At 74.5% G+C, this 24,764-nt stretch carries 18 protein-coding genes; 6 read left to right on the plus strand and 12 right to left on the minus strand.

All coding sequences use genetic code 11. The features are described 5' to 3' along the window. Positions 1–7 precede the first annotated feature (7 nt). Entirely contained in the window at positions 8–448 is a 441-nt protein-coding gene (locus ACZ5XZ_RS16130) for a roadblock/LC7 domain-containing protein (RefSeq protein WP_468978260.1), read from the minus strand. Next, complete coding sequence (locus tag ACZ5XZ_RS16135) at positions 445–3,297, minus strand: nitrate- and nitrite sensing domain-containing protein (protein WP_468978262.1); 2,853 nt, start codon at positions 3,295–3,297, stop codon at positions 445–447. The genes ACZ5XZ_RS16130 and ACZ5XZ_RS16135 overlap by 4 nt, the downstream gene beginning before the upstream one ends. A 373-nt stretch (positions 3,298–3,670) precedes the next feature. Between ACZ5XZ_RS16135 and ACZ5XZ_RS16140 the strand changes: the two genes are divergently transcribed. Continuing rightward, the gene (locus ACZ5XZ_RS16140) at positions 3,671–4,054 is read left to right on the plus strand and encodes a hypothetical protein (RefSeq protein WP_468978263.1); all 384 of its coding nucleotides are present in this window, start codon (positions 3,671–3,673) and stop codon (positions 4,052–4,054) included. A gap of 64 nt (positions 4,055–4,118) precedes the next feature. Here ACZ5XZ_RS16140 and ACZ5XZ_RS16145 read toward each other — a convergent pair whose 3' ends face one another. Continuing rightward, a complete protein-coding gene (locus ACZ5XZ_RS16145; protein WP_468978264.1) occupies positions 4,119–4,448 on the minus strand; it encodes a bifunctional 3-phenylpropionate/cinnamic acid dioxygenase ferredoxin subunit in 330 nt (109 codons plus the stop codon). Positions 4,449–4,609: 161 nt separating this feature from the next. Between ACZ5XZ_RS16145 and ACZ5XZ_RS16150 the strand changes: the two genes are divergently transcribed. Both ACZ5XZ_RS16150 and ACZ5XZ_RS16155 read left to right on the plus strand, forming a co-directional pair. Then, on the plus strand, positions 4,610–5,416 hold the full coding sequence (locus ACZ5XZ_RS16150) for an IclR family transcriptional regulator (RefSeq protein ID WP_468978267.1): 807 nt from the start codon (positions 4,610–4,612) through the stop codon (positions 5,414–5,416). Positions 5,417–5,720: 304 nt separating this feature from the next. Further along, positions 5,721–6,806 carry an S-(hydroxymethyl)mycothiol dehydrogenase gene (locus tag ACZ5XZ_RS16155; RefSeq protein ID WP_468978268.1) on the plus strand — a complete coding sequence of 362 codons (1,086 nt, stop codon included), beginning with the start codon at positions 5,721–5,723 and terminating at the stop codon, positions 6,804–6,806. A 31-nt stretch (positions 6,807–6,837) separates the two neighbouring features. On the opposite strand, the gene ACZ5XZ_RS16160 is transcribed toward ACZ5XZ_RS16155, so the two are convergent. From ACZ5XZ_RS16160 to ACZ5XZ_RS16190, 7 genes are all read right to left on the minus strand, one after another. Continuing rightward, on the minus strand, positions 6,838–11,523 hold the full coding sequence (locus tag ACZ5XZ_RS16160) for a hypothetical protein (RefSeq protein WP_468978269.1): 4,686 nt from the start codon (positions 11,521–11,523) through the stop codon (positions 6,838–6,840). Positions 11,524–11,579: 56 nt separating this feature from the next. Continuing rightward, positions 11,580–12,503, minus strand: a complete 924-nt coding sequence (locus tag ACZ5XZ_RS16165) for a hypothetical protein (RefSeq protein WP_468978271.1) — start codon at positions 12,501–12,503, stop codon at positions 11,580–11,582. A 142-nt stretch (positions 12,504–12,645) separates the two neighbouring features. Further along, positions 12,646–14,184 (minus strand): hypothetical protein, encoded by a 1,539-nt coding sequence (locus tag ACZ5XZ_RS16170; protein ID WP_468978273.1) that lies wholly within the window; start codon positions 14,182–14,184, stop codon positions 12,646–12,648. A gap of 156 nt (positions 14,185–14,340) precedes the next feature. Continuing rightward, positions 14,341–14,985, minus strand: a complete 645-nt coding sequence (gene pcp, locus ACZ5XZ_RS16175) for a pyroglutamyl-peptidase I (RefSeq protein ID WP_468978274.1) — start codon at positions 14,983–14,985, stop codon at positions 14,341–14,343. Between the two features lie 49 nt (positions 14,986–15,034). After that, positions 15,035–16,003 carry a DUF979 domain-containing protein gene (locus ACZ5XZ_RS16180; RefSeq protein WP_468978277.1) on the minus strand — a complete coding sequence of 323 codons (969 nt, stop codon included), beginning with the start codon at positions 16,001–16,003 and terminating at the stop codon, positions 15,035–15,037. Then, positions 16,000–16,710, minus strand: coding sequence for a DUF969 domain-containing protein (locus ACZ5XZ_RS16185; protein WP_468978280.1), 711 nt, complete (start codon positions 16,708–16,710; stop codon positions 16,000–16,002). Before ACZ5XZ_RS16185 ends, ACZ5XZ_RS16180 begins: the two co-directional genes overlap by 4 nt. A gap of 124 nt (positions 16,711–16,834) precedes the next feature. Next, entirely contained in the window at positions 16,835–17,578 is a 744-nt protein-coding gene (locus ACZ5XZ_RS16190) for a GntR family transcriptional regulator (RefSeq protein ID WP_468978281.1), read from the minus strand. A gap of 271 nt (positions 17,579–17,849) precedes the next feature. Between ACZ5XZ_RS16190 and ACZ5XZ_RS16195 the strand changes: the two genes are divergently transcribed. The 3 genes from ACZ5XZ_RS16195 to ACZ5XZ_RS16205 are packed head-to-tail and all read left to right on the plus strand — an operon-like array spanning position 17,850 to position 20,142. Then, the gene (locus tag ACZ5XZ_RS16195; protein ID WP_468978283.1) at positions 17,850–18,623 is read left to right on the plus strand and encodes a LamB/YcsF family protein; all 774 of its coding nucleotides are present in this window, start codon (positions 17,850–17,852) and stop codon (positions 18,621–18,623) included. Beyond that, a complete protein-coding gene (gene pxpB, locus ACZ5XZ_RS16200; protein ID WP_468978285.1) occupies positions 18,620–19,252 on the plus strand; it encodes a 5-oxoprolinase subunit PxpB in 633 nt (210 codons plus the stop codon). The genes ACZ5XZ_RS16195 and pxpB overlap by 4 nt, the downstream gene beginning before the upstream one ends. Next, positions 19,249–20,142: a 5-oxoprolinase subunit C family protein gene (locus tag ACZ5XZ_RS16205; protein WP_468978287.1), complete on the plus strand. Its 894-nt coding sequence runs from the start codon at positions 19,249–19,251 to the stop codon at positions 20,140–20,142. The genes pxpB and ACZ5XZ_RS16205 overlap by 4 nt, the downstream gene beginning before the upstream one ends. Before the next feature lie 34 nt (positions 20,143–20,176). Here ACZ5XZ_RS16205 and ACZ5XZ_RS16210 read toward each other — a convergent pair whose 3' ends face one another. Then, positions 20,177–23,782 carry a hydantoinase B/oxoprolinase family protein gene (locus ACZ5XZ_RS16210; RefSeq protein WP_468978289.1) on the minus strand — a complete coding sequence of 1,202 codons (3,606 nt, stop codon included), beginning with the start codon at positions 23,780–23,782 and terminating at the stop codon, positions 20,177–20,179. Continuing rightward, positions 23,779–24,762: an SGNH/GDSL hydrolase family protein gene (locus ACZ5XZ_RS16215; protein WP_468978291.1), complete on the minus strand. Its 984-nt coding sequence runs from the start codon at positions 24,760–24,762 to the stop codon at positions 23,779–23,781. Before ACZ5XZ_RS16215 ends, ACZ5XZ_RS16210 begins: the two co-directional genes overlap by 4 nt. Positions 24,763–24,764: the final 2 nt, after the last annotated feature.

A 24,764-nucleotide genomic window follows, 5' to 3' on the forward strand; every position in this document is an offset into this window, starting at 1 on the left:
GTCGTGCTCAGGTGGGCAGGCCGGACCTGGGCGCGGTGCCCAGGTGCGCGCCCACCCGCTTGACCAGCAAGGTCATCTCGTAGGCGATCAGTCCGACGTCGGAGTCCGCGTCGGCGAGCACGGCCAGGCAGCTGCCGTCGCCGGCCGCGCTGACGAACAGGAACGCGTCGTCCAGCTCGACCATGGTCTGGCGGACCTGCCCGACGTCGAAGTGCCGGCCGACGCCCTTGGCCAGGCTGTGGAAGCCGGAGGCGACCGCGGCCAGATGCTCGCCGTCCTCGCGGGTCAGGTCCTTCGAGGCGCCGGTGGCCAGTCCGTCGCTGGAGAGCACGAGGGCCTTGCGGATGGAGCCGACCCGGTCCACCAGCTCGTCCAGGAGCCAGTTCAGCTCACCGGACCCCTTCGCCGAGAACGATGCGCTGGAAGCTGCTGCCTTCGGTGCGGTCATGGACCGTCCCCTCCCGATGTGGTTCCTGGTGCTGCGGTGCCCGTGTCCTCGCCGCGGTGCGCGGCCCGGTCAGGGGCATCCGGGTCTGTGGTGTCCGCGGCCGGCGGGTTCTGCGCCGTCGCGTCCTGGTCCGGCGGTGCCGCGCCGGGGCGCGGTTCCTCGCCGTGCTCCCGGCGGGCGCGCTGCCAGCCCCGCTGGAGCGAGGCCATCCGGGCCCGCACCGCCGCGGCGTCCCGGTCGTCCTCGGGCGGCGCGCCGGGGGGCTCCGCCGCGGCCGGACCGGACGCCTCGGCCTTGAGCTGCGGTGCGAGGCTGGCCTGCCGGACCCGGCGGGGCAGCCCCGTCGGCGTGATCGCCGTGGGCGGGTTCGGGGGCGGGCCCGGGTCGGCGGCGTCCTCGCCGGAGGGGCGCTCGCCGGAGGGGCGCTCGCCGGAGGGGCGCTCGCCGGACGGCTCGCGGTCGGACGGCTCGTCCGCGCCGTCGCGGCCGTCGACCGTCCTGCCGTGGTCCGAGACCAGCACCGGAGGCCGGGGGCGGCGCGGCAGCGGTGCCAGTCCGCCGCCGGGCGCCTGGTCTCGGGTCTGCTGGTGCTGCTCGCCGTCGGGGACCGGCGGCACCGGCGCGATGCTGCGCGGCCCGGGGCCCGTGGTGCGGCGGCCGGCATCGCGGTCGCGGCCCCGGTCCCGGTCCCGGTCCCGGCCGGCGTCGCGGTCCCGGTCCCGACCCCGGAAGAGGTTCTCCTCGTCCTCGTGGGGCCCCAGCCCCTCCAGGGCGAGCGGCGCCTCCAGTTCGACCGGACCGTCGAGGATGGCGGGCGCGTGCCGGTCCCGCTCCGGAAGCGGCAGCGGCGCGTGCGAGAGCGCGGCCAACTTGCCTGCGGCGTGCTCCAGTTCGTTGCCCGGCGGGCCGGACAGCGCGTCGAGGACCGGCCCGTCGACCTCCCTGGTGCCGTCGGAGGTCTCGGTGAGGATCTCGCCCGGGATGAAGACCACGGCGGTGGTGCCGCCGTACGGCGAGGGCTGCAGCGAGACCCGTACCTGCTGGCGCTGGGCGAGCCGGCTGACCACGAACAGGCCGAGGCGGTCGGTGTCGGACAGCTCGAACTCAGGGGTCTCGGCGAGCCGGAGGTTGGCCTCCAGCAGCAGGTCCGGGGCCATGCCCAGGCCGCGGTCGTGGATCTCCAGGGTGTAACCGTTGGCCACCCGCTCGCCCAGCACCTGTACGGCGGTGTGCGGCGGCGAGAAGACGGTGGCGTTCTCCAGGAGTTCGGCTATCAGGTGCGTGAGGTCGGAGACCGCCGGGCCGTCCACCGCGAGCCGCGGCAGCCGGCGGACCTCGATCCGCTCGTAGTCCTCGACCTCGGCGACCGCCGCGCGCACCACGTCCATCAGCTGGATCGGTTTGCGCCACTGCCGCGACGGGGCCGCGCCGGAGAGGATGACCAGGCCCTCCGCGTGCCGCCGCATACGGGTGGTGAGGTGGTCGAGCCGGAAGAGATCGGCGAGTTCGTCGGTGTCCTCGGTGCGCCGCTCCATGGCGTCCAGCAGCGTCAGCTGGCGGTGCAGCAGGACCTGGCTGCGGCGGGCGAGGTTGACGAACACCTCGGAGACGCCGCGGCGCATGTCCGCCTGTTTGACGGCGGCCTCGATGGCGGCCCGCTGGAGGGTGTTGAGCGCCTGGCCGACCTGGCCGGTCTCGTCCGGACCGAATTCGAGCCGGGGTGCCTCGGTCTCCACATCGACCTGCTCCCCGGCCGCCAGCCGGCGCATCACACTCGGCAGCCGTACGCCGGAGACCTCGTGGGCGGTCTTGCGCAGCCGGGTCAGGTCCCGGACGTGGCGGCGGCCGATGCGGAAGGAGACGATGACCGAGACCAGCAGCGCGACGAAGCCGAGGACACCGGCGACGGCGGCCTTGAGCAGGATGTGCGAGGCGACCGGGGCGACCCGCTGCTGGTAGCGGTCGCCGGCGTCCTTGCCCATCCGTTCGAGGTCGTCGAGCACCTTCTCCGCCGCGGTGTGCCAGCGCTCGGCGTTGATCACCTGCGGTCCGGTCCCGGCGCCCGCGGCGATCACCCGGTCCTCGTAGGAGGTCAGTTCGCCGGCCTTGGCGGAGCGCCAGTAGTCCTCGTAGAGGCCGCGGTCCTTGGACGGCAGGGCGGGGAGGTTGGTGTCGTACAGGACCCGGCGTTCGGCCACCCGGTCGGACAGCGAGCGCAGATCGCGCCTGCTCATGCTGCCGGAGGCGAGCACCGCGGACATCAGGGCGTCCTCGCGGGAGACGGCCTCCCGGGCGCGGGTGATGTTGACCAGCGCCCGGCCCTGCTTGTCCATCTCCACGTTCTCCAGGGCGTGGAGCGCGGCGAGGAAGTCGTAGCCGGGGTCGACCAGGGAGTTGTAGCTCTCCATGGCCTCGTCGCGGGTGACGGTGTTGTCCTCTACCTGGGCGCGCAGCGAGCCGAGGCCGGACAGGCCCTTGAGGACGCCGTCCATCCGGTCGCCGGCATCGCCCGTCAGGTCCTCGCGCACGTCACGGGTGTCGGCGTCGGCGCGCAGCCGGGTGATGGCCTCGTCGGTGGCCCGGGTCTGCGCGTGGAGTTCGCCCTGTGCGTCGGCGCCGCGCCGGTCGGCCAGGTAGAGCAGGCTCTGCCGGCGCTCGCGCTGGAGGGCCTGGATGACGTCCTCGACCGGATAGCCCAGGCTCTGTACGACGTTGCCGACGTCCAGCAGCTGGTTGGCCTCACGTCCGGTGATATAGGTCATGAACGCCCACATGGACGTCAGGGACACCAGCGGTACGAGCAGCAACGCCACGATCTTCCGGCGGACCGACTTCCCGCGAAAGCGCATGGCCTCCCCCACGTCAACCCCGGCGCACGGGGGCGGTGTTCCGTCAACAAACGGCGCGAGCCTACTACTGTCGGGGGACGGAGCCGAAGGCCTCTTGTGAGGTCACGGAGGTCCCCGCGGCAGGATCGTCCTACGTTGTCCGCTGATTCCCGGACAAGGCGCCCGTATTCCTTGGGCTGGACGTCTCGGCCGTATTCGGCCGCAGGTCGGGACACTTGGCCGGTTTTTCTCTACCCCGAGTAACCCGTCGCCGCTTCGGTGCGTGACCATGGACGTGGACGGTGTGCGGCACCCAGGGAATGCACCCGGCGAAACCCGGGCAGCCACCGAGGAGCCGGACACACGGGGAGAGTGCGGGGAGTGTGACGCGTTCATGGACACCGGCAGGCGGCCGTTGTGGCAGGAGGAACCGGCGGCCCGGCCCAGGATGGCGGATCCGGTACGCACGGCCGCGGTGCGCGCCGTCATCATCGTGGCGATCACGCTGATTCAAGCCATGGTGGCGTTCCTGTGCACCCTGGCGGGTTCCTGGTTCGCCTTCCCCGCGGTGCTCAGTACGGTCGCCAGCACCGTGGTCGCCACCTGGGGCGTACTCGACGTCTGGGTGACCCGCCAGGTCTGGGTGCAGCGCAACGGGGTGCAGTCCCAGCCGAGCAGCACGGCCCGGGAGTTGCGCCGCGAGCGGCGCCGGGCGCGCCGGCGGGAGCGGCGCGCCTCGCGGGAGGGCTCGTCAGGGGTGGACCGCGCGGCCGCGTGAACGACCGGGGCGACGGCCCGGAGCCGTCGAGGCCGCGGCCCGCCCCCGACCCCTCGGACGACCTCTAGGCCACCGCCTCTTCCCGCACGGCGGGCCGTACATGGATCATCCCGTCCAGGACGTCGACCTCGTGGGTGCGCACCGCGCGCCGGGCCGGCAGGCAGGTCGGGACGCCGGTGCGCAGGTCGAACAGGGCCGCGTGCAGCGGGCATTCGACGAAGCAGCCCTCCACCCAGCCTTCGGAGAGCGAGGCGTCCTGGTGGCTGCAGGTGTCGTCGACGGCGTAGAACCCGCCCTCGGCGTGGAAGACCGCGATCGCCGGTGTGGCGTCGTCGATCTCGATCCGTACGGACTCGCCCTCGGGCAGGTCCTCGATGCGGCAGACGGGAATCATCTGGCCCCCCTCGCGCTGGCCGGTATCATGTGTTCTGAATAACGCATCGCAGAGCGCGATGCGCAACAGAATCCAAGTCGGGGAGCGGGTCGTCAAGGGCTTCCCGGCAGATGCCTCCAGACGTGCCCGTCGGGGGCGACGGGGTGGTGACGCAAAGACCCATGGCGAACACGAGCGATACGGCGGACGACCGGCCCGAGGAGCGGCGCGGCGGGGCGGGGTCCGTCCAGTCCGTGGACCGCGCGGTGAGCGTGCTGGAGATCCTGGCCCGGCTGGGCGAGGCCGGGGTGACCGAGATCTCCGAGGAACTGGGCGTCCACAAGTCGACCGCGTTCCGGATCCTCGGGGTGCTGGAGAGCCGGGGCCTGGTGGCGCAGGAGAAGGAGCGCGGCAAGTACTACCTCGGCGCCGGGGTGCTGCGGCTGGCCGGCGCCGCGGCGATCCGGCTGGACATCTCCCAGGAGGGCCAGCCGGTGTGCCGGGCGCTCGCCGACGACACCGGGGAAACCGCCAACATCGCGGTGCTGGACGGCGATGCGGCGGTCAACATCATGCAGGCCAGGGGCGCCGCCGCGGTCACCGCCTACAACTGGCTCGGCCGGCGCACCCCGCTGCACGCCACCGCCAGCGGCAAGGTGCTGCTGGCCCATCTGCCGGCGCAGCGGCGGGAGAGCCTGGCGACCCGGAAGCTGGCACGGTTCACCGAGCACACCCTGACCACGGCCGCCGGGCTGCGCGAGCAGCTGGCCGCCGCGCTGGTGGACGGATTCGCCTGCACCAGCGAGGAGTTGGAGATCGGGCTCAACGCGGTGGCGGCGCCGGTGCGGGCGCACGACGGCGCGGTGATCGGGGCCATCGGCGTCTCGGGACCGGCGTACCGGATGGAGCGTCAACTGCTCCCCGAACTCGCGGAGCGCGCCGCCAAGGCTGCGGCCGAACTCTCCCGCCGTATGGGGTACGCGGGTTGACGACCGCGTGAGGGCGTCCGGGGCGCTCCAGGGCCCTGGGGCGCCTCCCCCGGGGCGCCCCCTCACAAGCCGGCGCCCCTAGCAGAAAATCGCCCCTTGACGGATCCCTGACGGACTTCCAGCATGTCTCCTATGGCGCAACCTAGCGCGTTATAGGCAACACCGGAGACGGTGGTGGAGCGCCCTCCACCGCTGTCCCCGTTCTCAGCGCAGCGCACCACTCCCACCCCTCACAGGCACCCGTGCCACCTCACCTGTGTCACCCGCCCTGCCGTCACCGCAGGCGCTGTATTAGGAGTGAGACATGCCGCACGAAGCCCGCGCCGTCGTCGCCCTGAAGAAGGGCGCGCCCGTCGAGGTGCTGCCGATCCTCGTGCCCGACCCCGGCCCGGGCGACGTGCTCGTGTCCGTACAGGCCTGCGGGGTGTGCCACACCGATCTGCACTATCGCGACGGCGCGATCGGCGACGACTTCCCCTATCTGCTCGGCCATGAGGCGGCGGGCGTCGTCGAGGCGGTCGGCCCCGGCGTCACGGAGCCGGCGCCGGGCGACTACGTGGTGCTCGCCTGGCGGGCGCCCTGCGGCAGCTGCCGGTCCTGTCGCCGCGGCCGGCCCTGGTACTGCTTCGACTCCCGCAACGCCGCCCAGCCGATGACCCTGCTGGACGGCACCCCGCTCAGCCCCGCGCTCGGCATCGGCGCCTTCGCCGAGAAGACGCTGGTCGCGGCCGGACAGGCGGTGAAGGTCGATCCGTCGGCGCGTCCGGAGGCCGCGGGCCTGATCGGCTGCGGGGTGATGGCGGGGTACGGCGCCGCCGTGCACACCGGGGCCGTCGGCAGCGGTGACACCGTCGCCGTCATCGGCTGCGGCGGCGTCGGCAACGCCGCCGTCGCGGGCGCCTCCCGGGCCGGGGCGCGCCGGGTCATCGCGATCGACATCGACGACGGCAAGCTGGACGCGGCCGAGCGGTTCGGCGCCACCGACACCGTCAACTCCCGTGGTACGGACCCCGTCGAGGCGGTCCGCGCGCTCACCTCCGGACACGGCGCCGATGTGGTGATCGACGCGGTGGGCCGTCCGGAGACCTACCGGCAGGCGTTCTACATGCGCGATCTGGCCGGCACGCTGGTGCAGGTCGGGGTGCCCGACCCCGACCTGCGCATCGAGCTGCCGCTGATCGACCTCTTCTCGCGCGGTGGCGCGCTGAAGTCCTCCTGGTACGGCGACTGCCTGCCCAGCCGCGACTTTCCCGTCCTGATCGATCTGTTCCTGAGCGGCAAGCTCGACCTGGAACGCTTCGTCAGCGAGACCATCGCACTCGACGGCCTGGAGGCGGCCTTCGCCAAGATGCAGCGCGGGGAGGTGCTGCGGTCGGTCGTGGTGCTGTGACCGCCCGCGGCCCGCTCCCCGCGCCCCTGGGTCACCCGGCCGCTTCGTCCGCCTCCTGGGGCGCGGGCTCCTCCGGGCGGCGGTACATCCGGGTGGCCGTGATCTGGCCGTGCACCACCTCGCCGGACGGGTCCGGCTGCGGCAGGCCGGGCCGCAGGTGTTCCTCGACGCTGATGTACTTCAGGCCCGCGCGCAGGTCCGCGTCATTGCGCAGCCGGATGACCAGCGGGAACTCGGCGAGCGCGGTGGTGTCGAACAGGCCGGTGGTGTAGAGGAGCTGGACGCCCAGCGCGTCGGCGACGGCGCGCTGCAGCTCCAGCAGGTACGTGGCGTTGGCCCGGCCGATGGGGTTGTCCAGGAACAGCGTGCCGGCGTGCCGCTGCTTGTCGCGACCCCGGTCGTTGCTGCGCAGCGCCGCCATCGTGCAGTACAGGGCGATGGCGGCGGTCAGCAGCTGACCGCCGGAGAAGACATCGCCCATCTGCCCGACCGGCACCCGCTCCGCGCGCAGCACCGCGTCCGGCTTGAGGATCTCCACGGCCACGCCGCGCGGCTGCAGCGCCGCGCCGACCCCGCGCAGCAGCAGCGACATCCCGTCCCGCCGCAGATCGCTGTTCTTCCGCACCGCCGAGCGGGTCGCCTCGTCGATGACCTCGCCCAGCCGCTCGGTGAGCGTGGCCTGGTCGGGGTCCTCGAAGCGGATCCGCAGGAATTCCTGGCCGGACCACTCCCCCAGTCCCTCGGGCAGCCGGGACAGCCGCTGGGCCGAGCGCAGCGTCGTCAGCGACGACTCCACCAGGCCGCGGAGCCGGTCGACGATGGAGTCGCGGTTGCGCTCCAGCTGCGCCAGCTCGTCGGTGAGCACCCGCAGCCGCGGTGCGAAGGCCTCCGCCCACTTGGCGGCGTGGTCCGGCAGGGCCGCGGCGGGCAGTTCGCGGATCTGCTGCCGGGCGGGGGTGCGGACCTGCTCGTAGCGGGTGGAGTTGGCATGCCGTACCAGGACGTCGGCGGCCTCGCGGACCGCGGACTCGGCGGCGGAGAGGTCGGCGGCGCAGCCGCGCAGCGAGCGGCGGGACTCGGCGGCGGTCTGCCGGGCCTCGGCGAGGGAGCCCGCGTAGGGCTCGGGCCGCTCGCCGGCCGCCTCCTCCGCCTCCTGGTGGTCGCGCAGCAGATCCCGCAGCAGGGCGGCGGTCTCGTCGAAGCCGCCGGCCGCGTCGTCGGCCGCGCGGTGGCCGCGCAGCAGCTCCTCGTGCCCGTCCCGCGCGGCCGCCAACGCCTCGGTGGCGGTGGCCAGTTCACCGGCCGCGGTGCGCAGCAGCTCCTTGGCGCGGTCGGCGTCCGCGGGCACCAGTTCCTCGGGCAGCTCGGTGTGCGCCGCCCTGTCGGTCGGGGCCAGTCGCTCGGCTTCGCCGCGCAGCCGGCCGAGCTGCTCGCTGGCGGCCGAGGCGCGGGACTCCAGCATCTGCACCAACGATTCGGCGCGGGCCGCCGCGGCCTGCCGGGACGGGCCGTCGGCGGCGTCCGGGCTCTCCAGGAGGGCCTCGGCGCGGGTACGGACCTTGTTGGTGAGGCGGTTGAGCTCGGCCAGCGCGGCCGACTCCTCGCCCTCGGCGCGGGCCTGCTCTGCGCGCAGATCGGCGCCGACGCCGACCTTCTCGTAGAGCTGGGAAGCGGCGCGGTAGGCCTCGCGCAGGGCGGGCAGCGAGGTGCTCGCCCCTTCGGGGGCCTCGCCCAGGTCCTCCGGCACGCCGGCGATCTCGGCGCGCTCGGCGCGCAGCGCGCGGGCGGTACGGCGTGCGTCGTCGGCGGCCCGCTGGGCGGCCCGGCGGTCCTCGTCGGCCGCCCGGGCGCGGTCCACGCACTCCTCGGCACGGGCCTCGAACTCGGCTGCCTCATCGGCGAGTTCACGCATCCGGGACTGCCAGGAGGCGCGCTCGCGCAGCCGGTGGGCGAGCCCGGCGAGCAGGTCGGCGGCGCGGCGGGCGCGCTGCGCGGTCTCCTGCCGCTCGTCGCGCACCCCGGTGGCCTCGGCCGCGATCTCCTCGGCCTCGGCACGGGCCGTACGGGCCTCGGCGAGCCCGGCGGCGGCCTCGTCGGCCGCCATGCGGGTCTCGTCCGCGGCGGCGGCCAGCTCCGCGAGCCGGCCGGCGGGGCAGCCCGCACGCCACGAGCCGAGCCGGGCGGCCAGCGCCCGGTCCCCGGCGAGCCGGCCGGCCAGCGCCCGGATCTCCTCGTCGCGCTCCGTCGCGCGGGCCCGCAGCGCCCGGCGCTCCTCGTCGGCGGCGGACTCGTCGTGCATCGCCGGGTTCGGCGGGACGAGGAACACGCCGGTGTCCCGCTCGTCGGGGGCGGGGGTGGGCGCGAGCAGCGCGGCGGCGGTGCCGACGGCGACGGCGGAGCGCGGCAGCAGTGCGGCCTGGGCCAGCACCTCGCGGGCCCGGGCGTGGGTGTCCGGGTCGGTGATGATCACGCCGTCGACGAGTTCGGGCCGGGCCGCCAGCACCCGGGCGTGGTCGGCGGGGTCGACGGACTGTGCGAGATAGCGCCAGCCCGGCAGCGCCGGGACGCCGTGCTCACCCAGATACTCCACCGCCGCCAGCACATCGGGCCCCGGCGGCAGCAGGCCGCCGTCGCCCAGCGCGCCGAGGATCCGCGCGTCGTCGGCGGCGGCCGTGCGCAGGTCGAACAGCTGCCGCTCGGCGGCGGCGACGCCCTCCTCCAGCAGTTCGCGCAGCGCATCGGCGTTGCGGTCCAACTCCTCGGCCGTCAGCGCTCCGGCCGTGGCGGAGCGGCGCGCGAGGCCCGGGTCCGAACCGGATGCGGCCGTACGGGGACCGGGCACGCCGACGGCCTTCGCCTCGGACTGCCCGAGCCCGAGGAGTTCGGCGAGCCGCTGCTCGGCGCCGATCGACTCGGCCGCCTGGCGCTCGGCGTCGTAGGCGCGCCCGGCGGCCTGCGCGGCGTCCTCGGCACGGGCCGCCGCCAGCTCCGCCGCGGAGTGCCGGGCCGTCGCCTCGCGGGCGCGGTCGGTGGCCTGCCGCGCCGCCTCACGGGCCTGGTCCCAGGCCTCGACGGCGGTCTTCTCTGCGTCCGAGGCGGCGAGCGCTGCGCGGGCTGGGTCGGCGTCGGGGGCGCTGTCGTCCAGCCAGCCGGCCCGGACGGCCTCGGCGGTCTCCTCGGCGACCTCGGCGAGCCGCTGCTTGAGGTGATCGGCCTCGCTGCGGGCACGCTGGGCGTGGGTGGCGGCGGTGGTCGCGTCGCGGTGCGCCGACTCGCCGGCCTCCTGAAGGGCGGCGGAGCGCTCCTCCTCCTCGTTGGCGACCCGCTCGCCCGCCTCGGCCGCCGCCTGCAGGGCCCGTACGAGGTCGGCGGCGGCGGTGGCGCGGGCGGCGAGCGCCGGGGCGGCGTCCCGCTCGGCCTCCCGGATGGCGGCGGCGACCCGGGCGGAGCGGTCGGCCGCGGCGCGGTGGCGCAGCGCGATCTCGGCGGCCTGCCAGGCGCTGTGCAGCGTACGGGCGTCGTTCAGCTCGCGGCGCTGGGCGGCGGCGCCCTTCTCCGCGGCGGCCAGCGCCAACGAGGCGTGCCGGTAGGCGAGTTCGGCGGAGACCAGGGAGCGGTCCTCGCGGGTGCGCTCGGCGTCGGTGACGCGGTGGGCGGCGGCGGCGACCTGCTCGGCCAGCTCGGCGGCGCGGCCGCGCTCCTCGGTGGCGCGGCCGTGCAGCCGCTGGGCCAGGCCCCGGGTGCGCCGCTCGGCGCCCGCATGCACCTCGCGGGCGCGTTCGCGCTGCTCGGCGGCGTCGGCGATGCGCGAGAGCAGGTCGAGCGAGCCGGCGGTGAAGTCCCGCTCGGCGGTCAGCTCGGCGCGCCGGCCGAGCTTGTGGGCGAAGCCGTGGACCAGGTCGGCGAGACCGTCGGTGTCGCGGGTGTCCGTGACGGCGCGCAGCAGCAGGTCGGTGAAGTCCGAGTCGTTCTTGACCGCGAACAGGCCGGCCGCCTCGCCCTCGTCGGCGTTCATCTCCCGCTGGTAGCGGAAGAGCTCCGGGTCCAGGCCCAGCTCGCCGAGGTGCTCGTTCCAGCGCTCGTGGATCTCCTCCCAGACGACGTCCAGATTGGGGTAGTTCTTCCCGGCCTCCGTCAGAACGTCGCGGAAGCCCTTCATCGTGCGGCGGCGGCCCTGGGCGCCGGAGGTGCCCTCGCCGCCCTCCTGGCGGGGACGGACGAGGGTGGCCTCGGCGACGGGCAGCGAGTCCAGGCTCATACCGGGCCCGGGCCGGAAGCTGTACCAGGCCTCCGCGAACTTCCGGGGGTCGTTGGAGACCTGGCGGCCGCGCCACTCGCTGACCTTGCCGACGACGACGCTCTCGCCCGTCAGGACGTGCTGCCACTCCAGGGCGACATGGCCGCAGTCGTCGGCGAGCAGGAACTTGCGCAGTACACCGGAGCTGGCGCCGCCCAGGGTGTTGCGGTGACCGGGCAGCATCACCGAGAAGATCAGCTTGAGCAGGACGGACTTGCCGCCGCCGTTCTCCAGGAACAGCACGCCCGCGGGGGCCGGGCGGCGCGGCGGCCCGACCGGCTCGTCCTCGAAGAAGTCCGCCTGCGCCGGGGCCGGTCGGGGCACCGCGGCGCCGACTCCGCGCAGGTCCAGCACGGTGTCGGCATAGCGCGCACCGGCAGGCCCGATGGAGTAGAGGCGGACCCGGGACAGCTCGTACATGGCGGACTCTCGTGGTGTGGGGCGAAAAGGCGGCGGTCGGTGGGCGGGCGGGCTCGTCAGGCGGAGTGGAACGGCAGTCCGGCGTCGGAGACCAGGTCGAGGTCGTCGGTGTCCTCGCCCGGCAGCAGGGAGGCGCTGCCGTCGGCGACGGGGACGATGCCCAGGTCGAGGAGTTCGGCCATGGCGGCGCTGCCGGCCATGTCGCGGACCTGGAGTTGGTAGCGGGCGGTGGTGCGGTAGGCGCCGCCGGCGTCGTCGCCGGTGCGTTGCAGGAAGCCGGAGTCGACGAGGAACGTGACGGCCTTGGCGATGATGCCCGTGGTCGAGCCGGCCAGTCGCCGGGCGTCCTTGGTGGCGCCGGTCGCGCTGCGCCGGGCGTAGATCCGCCAGGCGGACTCCAGGCCGGGGGCGTCGGTGGCCGGGTCGGTGTTCTCGCCGTCCTGCTCGGCGCGCTCCTCCAGACGGCGGCACGCCTGCCGGACGAAGGCGTCGACGCCGTTGACGGTGATCCGCCCGATATAGCCGTCGTCGGCGAGGTCTTCGGGCCGCGGAAAGGCGAGCGCGGCGACCGCGAGGTGTGCCAGGCCGTGCAGGAAGCGGTCGGCGGAGTCGGCGGAGGCCCGGCGGGCGTAGTCGCCCATCCGCACCGCGAAGACGGAGTCCTCGGCGGCCGTGACGGCCATGCCGGCGCGCGTGGAGACCTCCAGGACGACCAGGCCGAGGCCGGTGGCGACGGCGTCGGCGAGCCGGGCGAAGGCGGGGTCGTCCCGATAGCGGCGCAGCAGCTCGCCGTATTCGGCGTCGCGGGCCGGCAGCAGCTTGGGCTGGAGGCCGAAGGAGACCAGCCGCGCGGCGTCGGCGGCGTCGGCCGGGGTGACGGGCTGGGGTCTGTCCTGGTCCTGGCGGTCGCCCCGGTCCGGCTCGCCGGTACCGGCGGCCGGGTCCGGCTGCGCCACCTCGTCGGCGTCGTACTGGGTCACGGGACAGGCTCCTTGCGGGGGACGGGCACAGACATCTGCGGCCGGCGGACGGGATCGTGCCGGCGCGCGGGCGGGCGGCCGCACGGCGCGGTCCGGCGGCGGTCGGCGGCGCGCGGCGTGGTGGGTATCGGCGGCAGGGGCATCAGGCCACCTCCGAGCGGTCGGCGGCCATCCCGGCGGCGTCGAGGAGCGCCGTGCCGACGATGAGGTCGGCGCCGCCGAACTCGGGGTCGGTCAGCTCCGTGCCGTCGTCGACCGCGAAGAGCAGCTGCGGTTCGCCCTGGCGGTAGGCCGTGCCCACCGGCGGGCTGGCGGCGTGCACCGCCAGCAGGGCGACGAGGTAGGGGAGTTCGGGATCGCTGCGGCGGGCCTCGGCGAGCAGGCCGGAGAGCCTGCGCGGAGCGTCGGCCGGCAGGTCCAGCAGCGCCGTCGCGGCGTCGAGCTGGGCCTCGCTGAAGCGGCTGTCGTCGGGCGTGGCCACCAGGTCGGGCTCGGGCATCTCGGCGCCGAGGTGCTCGCGCTCCAGGGGCGGGGTCAGGAGCACCTCGACGAGGTCCCCGACGCGCACCGCCGAGGGCGTGCGCAGGCCCGTGCCGTGCGCGAAGTAGGCGTCGGTGACACGGATGGCCTGCTCGGCGGGGAGCGGCAGCAGGGGCGCGACGAGCTGGCCGTACAGGTCGAGTCCGGCGCGGGCGGCGGGGGCGGCGAAGGCCTGCCGGTCCTGCTCGGCGCGGAAGAGCGGGCCGGCCTCCAGCAGCCGGGACTGGAGCTGGGTGTGCCGGCGGATGCAGTCCTTGACGATGTCGACGAGCTCGGCGGCGCGGCGCTTGTGCTCCCCCGTCTTGGCATCGACGGCCTCCGCCTCGTCGCGGGCCTTGCGGATGTTGGTCAGGATGGCGTTCTCGTGGCGGTAGCGGTCCGCGACGTGGTCCAGCGCCTCGCTGATCATGTCGGGGACGGTCTCGAGCCAGTCGACGGCGCGGACGTTGCGCCGGGTGGCGTCCAGGGTCCGGCGCAGGGTCTCGGCGTACTGGACGGTGCGGTAGCGGGCCTGCTCGGCGGCGAGCTGGGCGTCGGCCAGCCGCCCGCGGTTGATCAGCACCTCCAGCTTGACCTCGGCGGCGATCTGGGCGCTGGTGACGTCGGTGTCGAGCGCGCCGACCAGGACGTTGACCGCCTCGTCGGTGGCCCGGAGGTAGACGGTGCCGCCGGCGCCGGGGACCTCCTCGATGAGCTTGAAGTCGTAGTCGCGCCGGACGTACTCGCCGTCGGTGGTGAACGTGCCGTAGACGGCGCGGAAGCCGCGGTCCACGCTGCCGACGTTGATCAGGTTCTCCAGCACCCAGCGGGCCACCCGCTCGTGCTCGCCCGTGGGCCGGCCGGGGTTCTGGGCGGCCACCCGGGGGAGCACCTTCGCCACTATCTCCTCGTGGTCGGCGCCGGTGTCGAAGTCCATGTTGAGGGTGACGAGGTCGATGACGGCCAGCGCCACCTCCGCCATGGCGTAGCCGCCGTACTCGCCCGCGAGGTTGGCCTTGCGCACGTCGAGGTCGTGCAGCGGCGCGGTGCACGCGAGGGCGCGCAGCCGGCGGGCCAGGCCTTCGTCGGCGGCCGGGCCCGGCGCGGGTCGGTTGACCCCGTTGAGCTGGGGCGCAGCGGGCCCCGGGGCGGGAAAAGTCACGTCGCACAGAGTAGGCGCTCGCACTGACAACGGACGAAACGGCGCGGATCCGCTCGTGGGTGGAACGGCTGCCGGGTCCGTTGACGGACCGCTCGCGGGCCGGTGCGCCAGTCTACGAGGCGGCCCGTCACGGCCGGGCGCCGGGGCCGCCGCCGGTCAGTGGGTGGCCCCGCCCGCCACGCGGATGTCGGTGCGGGTGTGCGCCGCGGCGGTGGCGATCTCCCGCAGGGCCCGGGCGACCGCGGGGACCGGCAGCGACGGCTGGGCGCGGTCGGTGACCTGCTCGGGCGCGTAGGGGACGTGCACGAACCCGCCGCGCAGGTCGGGGAGTTCGGTGGCGATGAGGTGGGCGAGGCCGTAGAAGACGTGGTTGCAGACGAAGGTGCCGGCCGTGTTGGAGACGGAGGCGGGCAGCCCGGCGGCGCGGACGGCCGCCACACACGCCTTGATCGGCAGGGTGGAGAAGTACGCGGCCGGGCCGCCGGGCACGATCGCCTCGTCGACCGGTTCGGCTCCGGAGGTGTCGGGTATCCGGGCGTCGTCGACGTTGATCGCGACGCGTTCGACGGTGATGTCGGGGCGGCCGCCCGCCTGGCCGACGCAGATCACCACCTCGGGGCGGGCCTCCTCGATGGCGGCGCGCAGCACGGCCACCGACGCCCCGTAGACGCACGGCAGCTCGACGGCGGACACCTCGATCCCGGGGGGCGGTTCGGCCGCGGCGGCGCGTACCGCCTGCCAGGAGGGGTTGGTGGCCTCACCGTCGAAGGGCTCGAAGCCGGTGAGCAGGACCCGGGTCATACGGACATCCTCGGCAGTGCTGGGAGGGGGACGGGGCGGGGCGGCCGGCTCAGAAGGCGAACAGCGCCATGATCACGATGTTGCAGCCGAGCAGCACGCCCGCGGTGGGCAGCTGCGCCTTGATGGGCCCGTACTGGTCCTTCAGTTCGAGCAGGGCGGCCGGGACGATGTTGAAGTTGGCGGCCATGGGGGTCACGAGCGTGCCGCAGAATCCGGCGAGCATGCCGATGGCCAGGACGGCGGCGGGGTCGCCGTCGAAGTGCCCGATCAGGACGGGCCAGCCCACGGCCGCGGTCATCACGGGGAAGGCGGCGAAGGCGTTGCCCATGATGATGGTGAAGGCGAACATGCCCACGCAGTAGACGACCACCGCGACGTAGAGCGAGTCCTTGGGCAGGACGGAGGTGGTGAGCTTGCCGACCTGGTCGCCGACGCCGGAGACCTGGAAGATGGCGCCCAGGGTGGCCAGCATCTGGGGCAGCAGCATGGCCCAGCCCATCGCCTCCAGCATGGAGCGGCCGGACTGCACGGGCACCGAGATCCGCTTCTCCCGCAGCATGACCATGCCGACGACGAGGGCGACGACGGCCCCGATCCCGAGGCCCAGGATGGTCTCGCTGCCCTCCTGGAGGACCGGTCGGCCCCCGATGGAGAGGTGTTTGACGCCGACGGCGCAGGCCATGGCGACGGCCGGGATGGTGAGCGCGGGGACGAACAGCCGGTTGCCGAGCCTGGCCGCGCTGGCGACGCGCTGCTCGGGGGTGGTGGTGCGCGGGGTGCCGCGGCCGGTGCAGCCGAAGCCGGCCAGCGCGGCCATGGCGAGCACGGCGACGCCCAGCGGCTCGGCCGGCGCCTGCTTGGTGACGACCCAGCTGCTGTAGACGAAGCCGGCGCCGATCAGGCCCCAGAAGGCGCCGGTCCCGTAGCGCTTGGGGTTGCTGCGGTCGGTGACCATCTGAGCGGCCATCACCAGGAAGCTGAGGCCGACCAGCCAGTAGAACCACTCTGCCTTGATCACTGGGCTGCCTCCACTGCGGCGCTGGGCTGAACATTGGCGGTGAGCAGTTCGCGCTCCAACTGGCGGTCCAGGCGCAGCAGTCGCCAGCCGTGGACCACGAAGGCGCACACGGCGGTGGGGATCGCCCACAGTGCGAGGTGCAGCGGTTCGAGGTGGGTGCCGTAGGTGGTGTTGACGAATCCGGTGATCAGCAGGATGGAGCCGACGGCGAGGAAGACGTCCTCACCGAAGAACAGGCCGACGTTGTCCGCGCTGGCGGAGAACGACCGGACCTTCTCGCGCGTCCGGTCGGGGAGGCGGCCGTACTTGCGCTCGGCGGCGCCTTCGGCCATCGGCACGGCGAGCGGGCGGACGGTCTGGGCGTGCCCGAAGACGTTGGTCAGCCCGACCGCGGCGCCGATCTGCCGCAGGCCCAGGTAGAGCGCGAGGAAACGGCCGGTGGTGAGCTTGGCGAACCGGGCGATGAGGTTGCGGGCCTGTTCCTGGAGGCCGTAGCGCTCCAGGAGCCCGATGACCGGGAGGGTGATCGCGAAGATCGTCACCGCCCGGCTGCCGGCGAAACCCTCGCCGAAGGCGGCGAGCACCTTGCCGGGCGACAGGCCGCCCAGCAGGCCGGTGCCGATGCCGGCCACTCCCACGACCAGCAGGGGGTTGCGTTTCGTGGCGAAGCCGATGACGACCACGAGCACGCCGAGGAGCACGATCATGGATCCGCCTTCCGCGTACGGGACCACGCGGGTCCGTGAAGAGGGGTGAAGAGATTGCAGCGGACGTTAGGCGATTGTTCAACGATCCGACAAGGGGTCTGCGCGGGCAATCTCGAAACCGCGTTCACTCCTCCGCGATGTGCCGGGCGTAGGCGCCCGACAACTGCACGCGCGAGTCCTCCAGATAGGAGCGCAGCAGCCGCTCGGCCTCGGCGGCGTCGCCCGCCTGCAGCGCCTCGACGATCTGCCGGTTGCGGGTGAGGTAGGGCGCGTGGAAGCGCCGGGGGTCTGCCATGACGTGGAAGACCAGCCGGAGTTCGGCCAGCACGCCCCGCATCAGCTCGTCCGTGCGCGGACTGCCCGCCAGGGCCACGATGCCCTGATGAAAGCGGATATTGGCGGTCGAGAGGTCCTGCCACTCCCGCTCGTCGGAGGCGGCCTCGCCGGCCCGTACGGCGGCCTCGATCGCCGCGACGGCGTCGTTGACGCGGGCGTCGTAGGGCCCCTGCCCCAAACCCCGTACCGCCGCGCACTCCACGAGCGTACGCACCCGGTAGATGTCGTCCAGGTCCTCGACCGTCACCACCCGCACGAAGACCCCGCGGTTGAGCTCGTGCACCAGCAGCCGCTCGTGGGTCAGCAGCCGGAACGCCTCCCGCAGCGTGTTGCGCGAGACGCCCAGCGCACCGCCGATGCTCTCCTCGGAGAGCCGGGCACCGGGCGGGAAGTAGCCCTCGGTGATCCTGTCGCGCAGGATGTCGGCGACCCGCTCGGCCGTGCTGGCGCGCCCCAGCATGGCGCGGTCCTGTTCCAGACCCGCGACCTCGGCGAGCCGCCCCTGATCGTTCTTCGCCACGTGGCCGGCCATGCCGCCGCTCCCCGCTGTCGTGTCCGTACCCGGCGGCCACAGCGGGCCTCCGGGTGCCCTGTCGAGCGGAAGTCAATCCCAGACCAGGGGACAAAACAACGGAGCCGGGACCAGGTGCCGCACATCTCTTGTCGGATCGTTCAACGATCCTCTACGTTGTTCCCCACGCCGGTCGGCTCGACGGCCCTCGGGGGAGAGCCGCTACGGATACGGGCCGGCCGGACCGCTTCCGTCCGCCCGCCGGCCCGACGAACCCCTGGAACGGACACACATGAGCGACGCGGTGGACTGTGTCATCGACCTCAACGCCGACCTCGGCGAGGGCTTCGGCCGCTGGCAGCTCACCGACGACGAGGCCCTGCTCTCCGTCGTCACCAGCGCCAATGTCGCCTGCGGCTTCCACGCCGGGGACCCCTCGACGATGCGCCGGGTGTGCGACCTGGCCGCCGCGCGCGGCGTGGTGATCGGCGCCCAGGTCTCCTACCGCGACCTGGCCGGCTTCGGCCGCCGCGCGATGGACGTCCCCCCGGACGAACTGGCCGACGAGATCGCCTATCAGATCGGCGCGCTGGAGGTCTTCGCCCGCGCCGCCGGCACCCGCGTCTCCTACGTCAAACCGCACGGCGCGCTCTACAACCGCTGTGTGCACGACGCGGAGCAGGCCGGCGCGGTCGTCGAGGGCGTCCGCACCGCCGGCGGCCAACTGCCGGTCCTCGGCCTGCCCGGCTCCCGGCTGCACGAGGCCGCCCGGCTCGCTCAACTCCCCGTCGTCGGCGAGGCGTTCGCCGACCGCGCCTACACCGCCGAGGGCACCCTCGTCCCCCGCCGCGAGCCGGGTGCGGTGATCCACGACCCGGACGAGGTCGTCAAGCGCGCCGTCGGCATGGCCCGCGACCGCGCGGTCACCTCCCACGACGGCCGCCGCGTCGCGATCGCCGCCCGCTCGCTGTGCCTGCACGGCGACACCCCGGGCGCCGCCGACCTCGCCCGGCGCGTACGGTCCGAGCTGACCGCCGCCGGCGTCCGCGTCCGGAGCTTCACATGAGGCCGCTGCCGGTCGGCGAACACGGGCTGCTGATCGAGCTGGACGGCGCCGAGGAGGTCGAGGCGCTGCACGCCGAGCTGCTGCGCCGGGCCGCCGACGGCGCCCTGCCGCGGATCGGCGAGATCGTGCCGGCCGCCCGCACGGTCTTCCTCGACGGCCTCGCCGACCCCCGCGGCTTCCTCGCCGAGCTGGCCACCTGGGTCGTCCCGCCGCGCGCCGCCGCCGACCGGCCCACCGTCGAGATCCCGGTCCGCTACGACGGCCCCGACCTCGCCGATGTCGCCGCCCTGTGGGACACCACCCCCGACGAGGTCGTCCGCCGGCACTCCGGCACCGAATTCCACGTCGCCTTCTGCGGCTTCGCCCCGGGCTTCGGCTATCTGACCGGCCTGCCCGAGCCGCTGCACGTACCGCGCCGGGACACCCCGCGCACGAAGGTCCCGGTGGGCTCGGTCGCGCTCGCCGGACCGTACACCGGCGTCTATCCGCGCTCCTCCCCCGGCGGCTGGCAGCTGATCGGCACCACCGACACCGTGCTGTGGGACCCGCGCCGCGAGCCCGCCGCACTGCTCACCCCGGGCATCCGGGTCCGCTTCGTCCCCCTGGAGAGCGTGGAGACCGCCCGATGACCGACCGCGCCTTCTCGGTCGTCCGAGCCGGTGCGCTCACCACCGTCCAGGACCTCGGCCGCCCCGGCCACGCCCACCTCGGGGTGCCGCGCGCCGGCGCCCTGGACGAACCCGCGCACCGCCTCGCCAACCGCCTGGTCGGCAACCCCGAGTCGGCCGCCGCCCTGGAGACCACGCTCACCGGCTGCGCCGTACGGGTCCGCACGGCCACCACCGTCGCCGTCACCGGAGCCCCCTGCCCGGTGACCGTCGACGGCCGCCCCGCCCCCTGGGGCGCACCGTTCCGCATCCCGGCCGGCGCCGTTCTGGACGCCGGGCCCGCCACCCACGGCCTGCGGTCCCACCTGGCCTTCGCCGGCGGCATCGAGGCCGAGGAGATCCTCGGCAGCCGCGCCACCGACCTGCTCTCGGGCCTGGGCCCCGATCCGCTCACCGACGGCGCGGTCCTCCCCCTCGGCGCCCCGCACGGCCCGCCCGCGGCCGCCGACGCCGTCCCGCACCCCGGCCCGGCGTCCGAACTCCTCCTGCCGTTCCTGCCCGGCCCCCGCGACGCGTGGTTCACCGAGGCCGGCCTGCGCACCCTCGCCACCGGCCGCTTCCGGGTCTCCCCGGCCAGCAACCGCATCGGGCTGCGCACCGAGGGCCCGCCCCTGGAACGCGCCCGTCCCGGCGAACTCCCCAGTGAGGGCATGCCGTTGGGCGCCCTCCAGGTCCCGCCGAACGGCCTCCCGGTCCTCTTCCTCCACGACCACCCCACCACGGGCGGGTACCCGGTCGTCGGCGTCGTGCCCGCCCGCTTCCTGTCCGCCGCGGCACAGGCGGTGCCGGGGACCCCGGTGCGGTTCCTGCCCCTCGGCCGGCGGCCGGCGCCGGCGCCGCACCCCGGCTGACACACCCGACCCCGGTCGCGGGTCGACCGGCCCCCTAAGCCTCCCCGTACCCGCCGCCCCCGGGCGTGCGGATCACCAGCACGTCGTCGGTGCCGACCTCCGCCGCGTCGCAGCCCTTCAGCTGCTGGTGCGAGCCGTCCGCCCGTTCGATGAAATTCACGCCCAGCGCGCCCGGGGCGCCGCCCGCCATGCCGTACGGCGGGATCCTGCGGTGGTTGGTGAGCAGGGCGATGGTCATCGGCTCCAGGAACCGCAGCCGGCGCTCGGCGCCGCAGCCGCCGTGCCAGCGCCCCGCTCCGCCGCTGCCGGCGCGGATGGCGAAGCTGTCGACGCGGACCGGGTAGCGCCACTCCAGTACCTCGGGGTCGGTCAGCCGGGAGTTGGTCATATGGGTCTGCACCGCGTCCGCCCCGTCGAAGCCGTCACCGGCGCCCGAGCCGCTGGCGACGGTCTCGTAGTACTGCACCCGGTCGTTGCCGAACGTGAGGTTGTTCATCGTGCCCGAGCCCTCGGCCTGGACGCCGAGGGCCGCATAGAGCGCGCCGGTGACCGCCTGCGAGGTCTCCACGTTCCCCGCGACGGTGGCCGCCGGGAAGACCGGGGCGAGCATCGAGCCCTCCGGGATGCGGACCTCGACGGGCTTGAGGCAGCCGCTGTTGAGCGGGATGTCCTCGGCGACCAGGGTGCGGAAGACGTAGAGCACGGCCGCCATCACCACCGAGGTGGGCGCGTTGGCGTTGCCGGGCTGCTGGGGTGAGGTGCCGGCGAAGTCGAGCACGGCGCTGCGGGCGGCGCGGTCGACGCGCAGCGCGACATGGATCTGCGCGCCGCCGTCGGTCTCGTAGCGGCAGCTGCCGTCCGCCAGCCGCGCGATGATCCGGCGCACGGACTCCTCGGCGTTGTCCTGGACGTGGCCCATGTAGGCGCGTACGACGTCCAGTCCGAACTGCTCGGTCATCCGGTGGAGTTCGTGGATGCCCTTCTCGTTGGCGGCGATCTGGGCGCGCAGGTCGGCGAGGTTGGCGTCCGGTGCGCGCGAGGGGTACGGGCCGGAGGTCAGCAGCTCGCGGGTCTCGCGCTCGCGCAGCCCGCCGTCGCGCACCAGCAGCCAGTTGTCGAAGAGGATGCCCTCCTCCTGGATGGTGCTGCTGAAGGCCGGCATCGAGCCCGGGGTGATGCCGCCGATCTCGGCGTGGTGGCCGCGGGAGGCGACGAGGAACAGCAGCTCGCCGCCGTCCGGGGCGAAGACGGGGGTGACGACCGTGACGTCCGGGAGGTGGGTGCCCCCGTGGTACGGATCGTTGATCGCGTACACATCGCCCGGCCGCATCTCGCGGCCGCGCCGCTTGAGCACCTCCTTGATGGACTCCCCCATCGAGCCCAGGTGCACCGGAATGTGCGGCGCGTTGGCGATCAGGTTTCCCTCGGCGTCGAACAGCGCGCAGGAGAAGTCGAGGCGCTCCTTGATGTTGACGGAGTGCGCGGTGTTCTCCAGGCGGACCCCCATCTGCTCGGCGATGGCCATGAAGAGGCTGTTGAAGACCTCCAGCATCACCGGGTCGGCCTCGGTGCCGACCGCGACCCGGTCGGTGCGCGGCCGGGTCCGGGTCAGCGTCAGGTGTCCGCGCTCGCCCATGGCCGCCTGCCAGTCGGGGTCGACGACCGTGGTCGCGTCCTCCTCGGCGATGATCGCCGGGCCGGTGAGGGTGTCGCCGGGGCGCAGGTCGGTGCGCCGGTAGAGGCCGGTGTCCCGCCAGCGCCCGCCCGCGTACATCCGGACCGTCGCGGCCGGCGCCAGCTCCCCCTTCCTGCCGCCGGCCCCCGCCTCGTAGCCGCGCGCGCCGCCGGCCTCCCCCAGCGCCTCGACCGACACCGCCTCGGCCACCAGCGGCTTGTCCATGGTGAAGGCGTAGCGCTCGCGGTGCGCGCGGACGAACTCCGCTGCCATGGTGTCGGCGTCGGCGAGCGGTACGCCGATGGTGGAGTCGGTTCCGGCATAGCGGACGAGCACCCGGGCCCGGGTGGTGATCGACTCGTCCGGCACCCCGTCGTCGAGGAGTTCGCGCCGGGTCTGCCCGGCGAGCGCCGCGCACACCTCCCGGACCCGGTCGAGGGCCGCGGCGTCGGTGAACTCCGCCTCGACGGCCTGCTCCCGCATCGCGGTGGCGTCGGCGACCCCGATGCCGTACGCGGAGAGCACCCCGGCCAGCGGCGGGACGAGGACCGTGGCGATGCCCAGCGCGTCGGCGACCGCGCAGGCGTGCTGGCCGCCGGCGCCGCCGAAGCTGGTGAGGGCGTAGCGGGTGATGTCGTGGCCGCGCTGGACGGAGATCTTCTTGACGGCGTTGGCCATGTTCAGCACCGCGATGTCCAGGAAGCCGGCCGCGACCTCCTCCGGGCCGCGGTCGTCCCCGGTCTCGGCGGCGATCCGCGCGGCCAGCTCCGCGAAGCGGGTGCGGACCGCCTCGGCGTCCAGCGGCGCCTCGCCGTCCGGCCCGAACACCGCGGGGAAGTGGGCGGGCTGGATGCGGCCGAGCATCACATTGGCGTCGGTGACGGCGAGCGGCCCGCCGCGGCGGTAGCAGGCCGGCCCCGGGTCCGCGCCCGCCGAGTCGGGGCCGACCCGATAGCGGCGCCCGTCGAAGTGCAGTACGGAGCCGCCGCCGGCCGCGACGGTGTGGATGTTCATCATGGGGGCGCGCATCCGTACGCCCGCGACCTCGTTGCCGAAGACCCGCTCGAACTCGCCGGCGTAGTGCGAGACGTCGGTGGAGGTGCCACCCATGTCGAAGCCGATCACCCGGTCGTGCCCGTCGCCGGCCTCGGCGGCCGCACGGACCATGCCGACCACGCCGCCCGCGGGCCCGGACAGCACCGCGTCCTTGCCGCGGAAGTGTGCCGCCTGCCGCAGCCCGCCGTTGGACTGCATGAACATCAGCCGGATGCCGGGGAGTTGGGCGGCGACCTCGTCGACGTAGCGGCCCAGGATCGGGGAGAGGTAGGCGTCGACGACGGTGGTGTCGCCGCGCGGCACCAGCTTCATCAGCGGGCTGACCTCGTGCGAGCAGCTGACCTGGGCGAAGCCGGCCGCTCTGGCCAGCTCGGCGACGGCCTTCTCGTGGTCGGCGTGCCGGTAGCCGTGCAGCAGGACGACGGCGGCGCTGCGCAGCCCGTCGGCACGGGCCCGCAGCAGCGCCTCGCGGACGGTGTCGGTGTCCAGCGGCCGGACGAGCTCGCCGTGGGCGCCGATCCGCTCCGGCACCTCGATCACCCGGTCGTAGAGCGCCTCGGGCAACACGATCCGCCGGTCGAAGATCCGCGGCCGGTTCTGGTAGGCGATCCGCAGCGCGTCCCGGAAGCCCTCCGTGGTCAGCAGCACCGTCGGCTCGCCCGTGCGCTCCAGGAGGGCGTTGGTGGCGACGGTGGTGCCCATCTTGACGACACCGACCCGCTCGGCGGGCACCGGTTCGTCCGGGCCGAGCCCCAGCATCATCCGGATGCCGGCCACCGCGGCGTCCCGATAGCGCTCGGGGTGGTGCGAGAGGAGTTTGCCGGTGACCAGCCGCCCGTCCGGCCGCCTGCCGACGACGTCCGTGAACGTGCCACCGCGGTCGATCCAGAACTCCCAGCGTCCGGTCATCCCGCCATTGTCGCAGCGCCCTTCACCGCACCGGCGTCGTTCGGCGGGGATCCGGCCCCCGGGGCCTGTGCCGCAAGCCCCGCCTGCCCCGCGACACCCGGCACTGGCCCCAGCGCGGCGAGGGCGCTGCGGGTGGCACGGTCGGCCGCGGCGTCCAGCAGCCGCCCGGACCCGGCCAGTGCGTGCCGGCACTCCTGGAGCGCCAGGGCGAGCAGGCCGGGCAGCAGATCCGTGCACCGGTCGGCGACCCAGCGCGTCCCCTTGGTCGCCATCCACAGGGCGGAGGCGGCAGGGGTCGGCGGCCGGCCGTCGAGGGTGAGCGAAGGCGGCGGTCCGACGGGCACGCCGGCGGCGGCGAGCGCCGTATGGAACCCGCGCGCCAGCAGCCGGTGGCCGCGCTCGCTGGGGTGCAGCCGGTCGACGCTCCACGAGGCGCGCTCGGCGACCCACGGGTGGTCGGCCAGGTGCAGATGCACTCCCCCGTGGCGGGCGGACACCGCGTGGACGACGGTGTTGACGGCGCGCATCCGCCGCGCCAGCGGACGGGCCAGCGGCCCGGGCAGGCCCAGCATCCGGCCCGGATCGGGCAGACACGCCGTCAGGACCACGGCACCGCCCGCGCTCAAAGCGCCGTGCGTCCGGTCCAGCGCGGCCGCCACCCGCTCGATGGTGAAGGCGGCCCGCAGGGTGTCGTTCGCGCCGACGACCAGCGAGACGAACCGCGGCTTCAGCTGCTGCGCGGCGGGCAGCTGCCGGTCGGCCACATCCGCCGCCAGCGCCCCGCTGAAGGCCAGGTTCACCAGCTGTACGCCCCCCGGCGGCTCGCCGAGCGCCGCGGCGAGCAGCGCGGCCCAGCCACGCCAGCCGCCGCCCGGCAGCGGATCGCCCAGCCCCTCCGTCAGCGAGTCGCCGAGCGCGACGAATCGGCCCGGGCCGGCGGCCGGCGCCCCCGTCGCACCCGCTGTCCCCTCCGGTCCCATGG

The sequence above is a fragment of the Streptomyces sp. NPDC033270 genome (genome assembly GCF_055576575.1).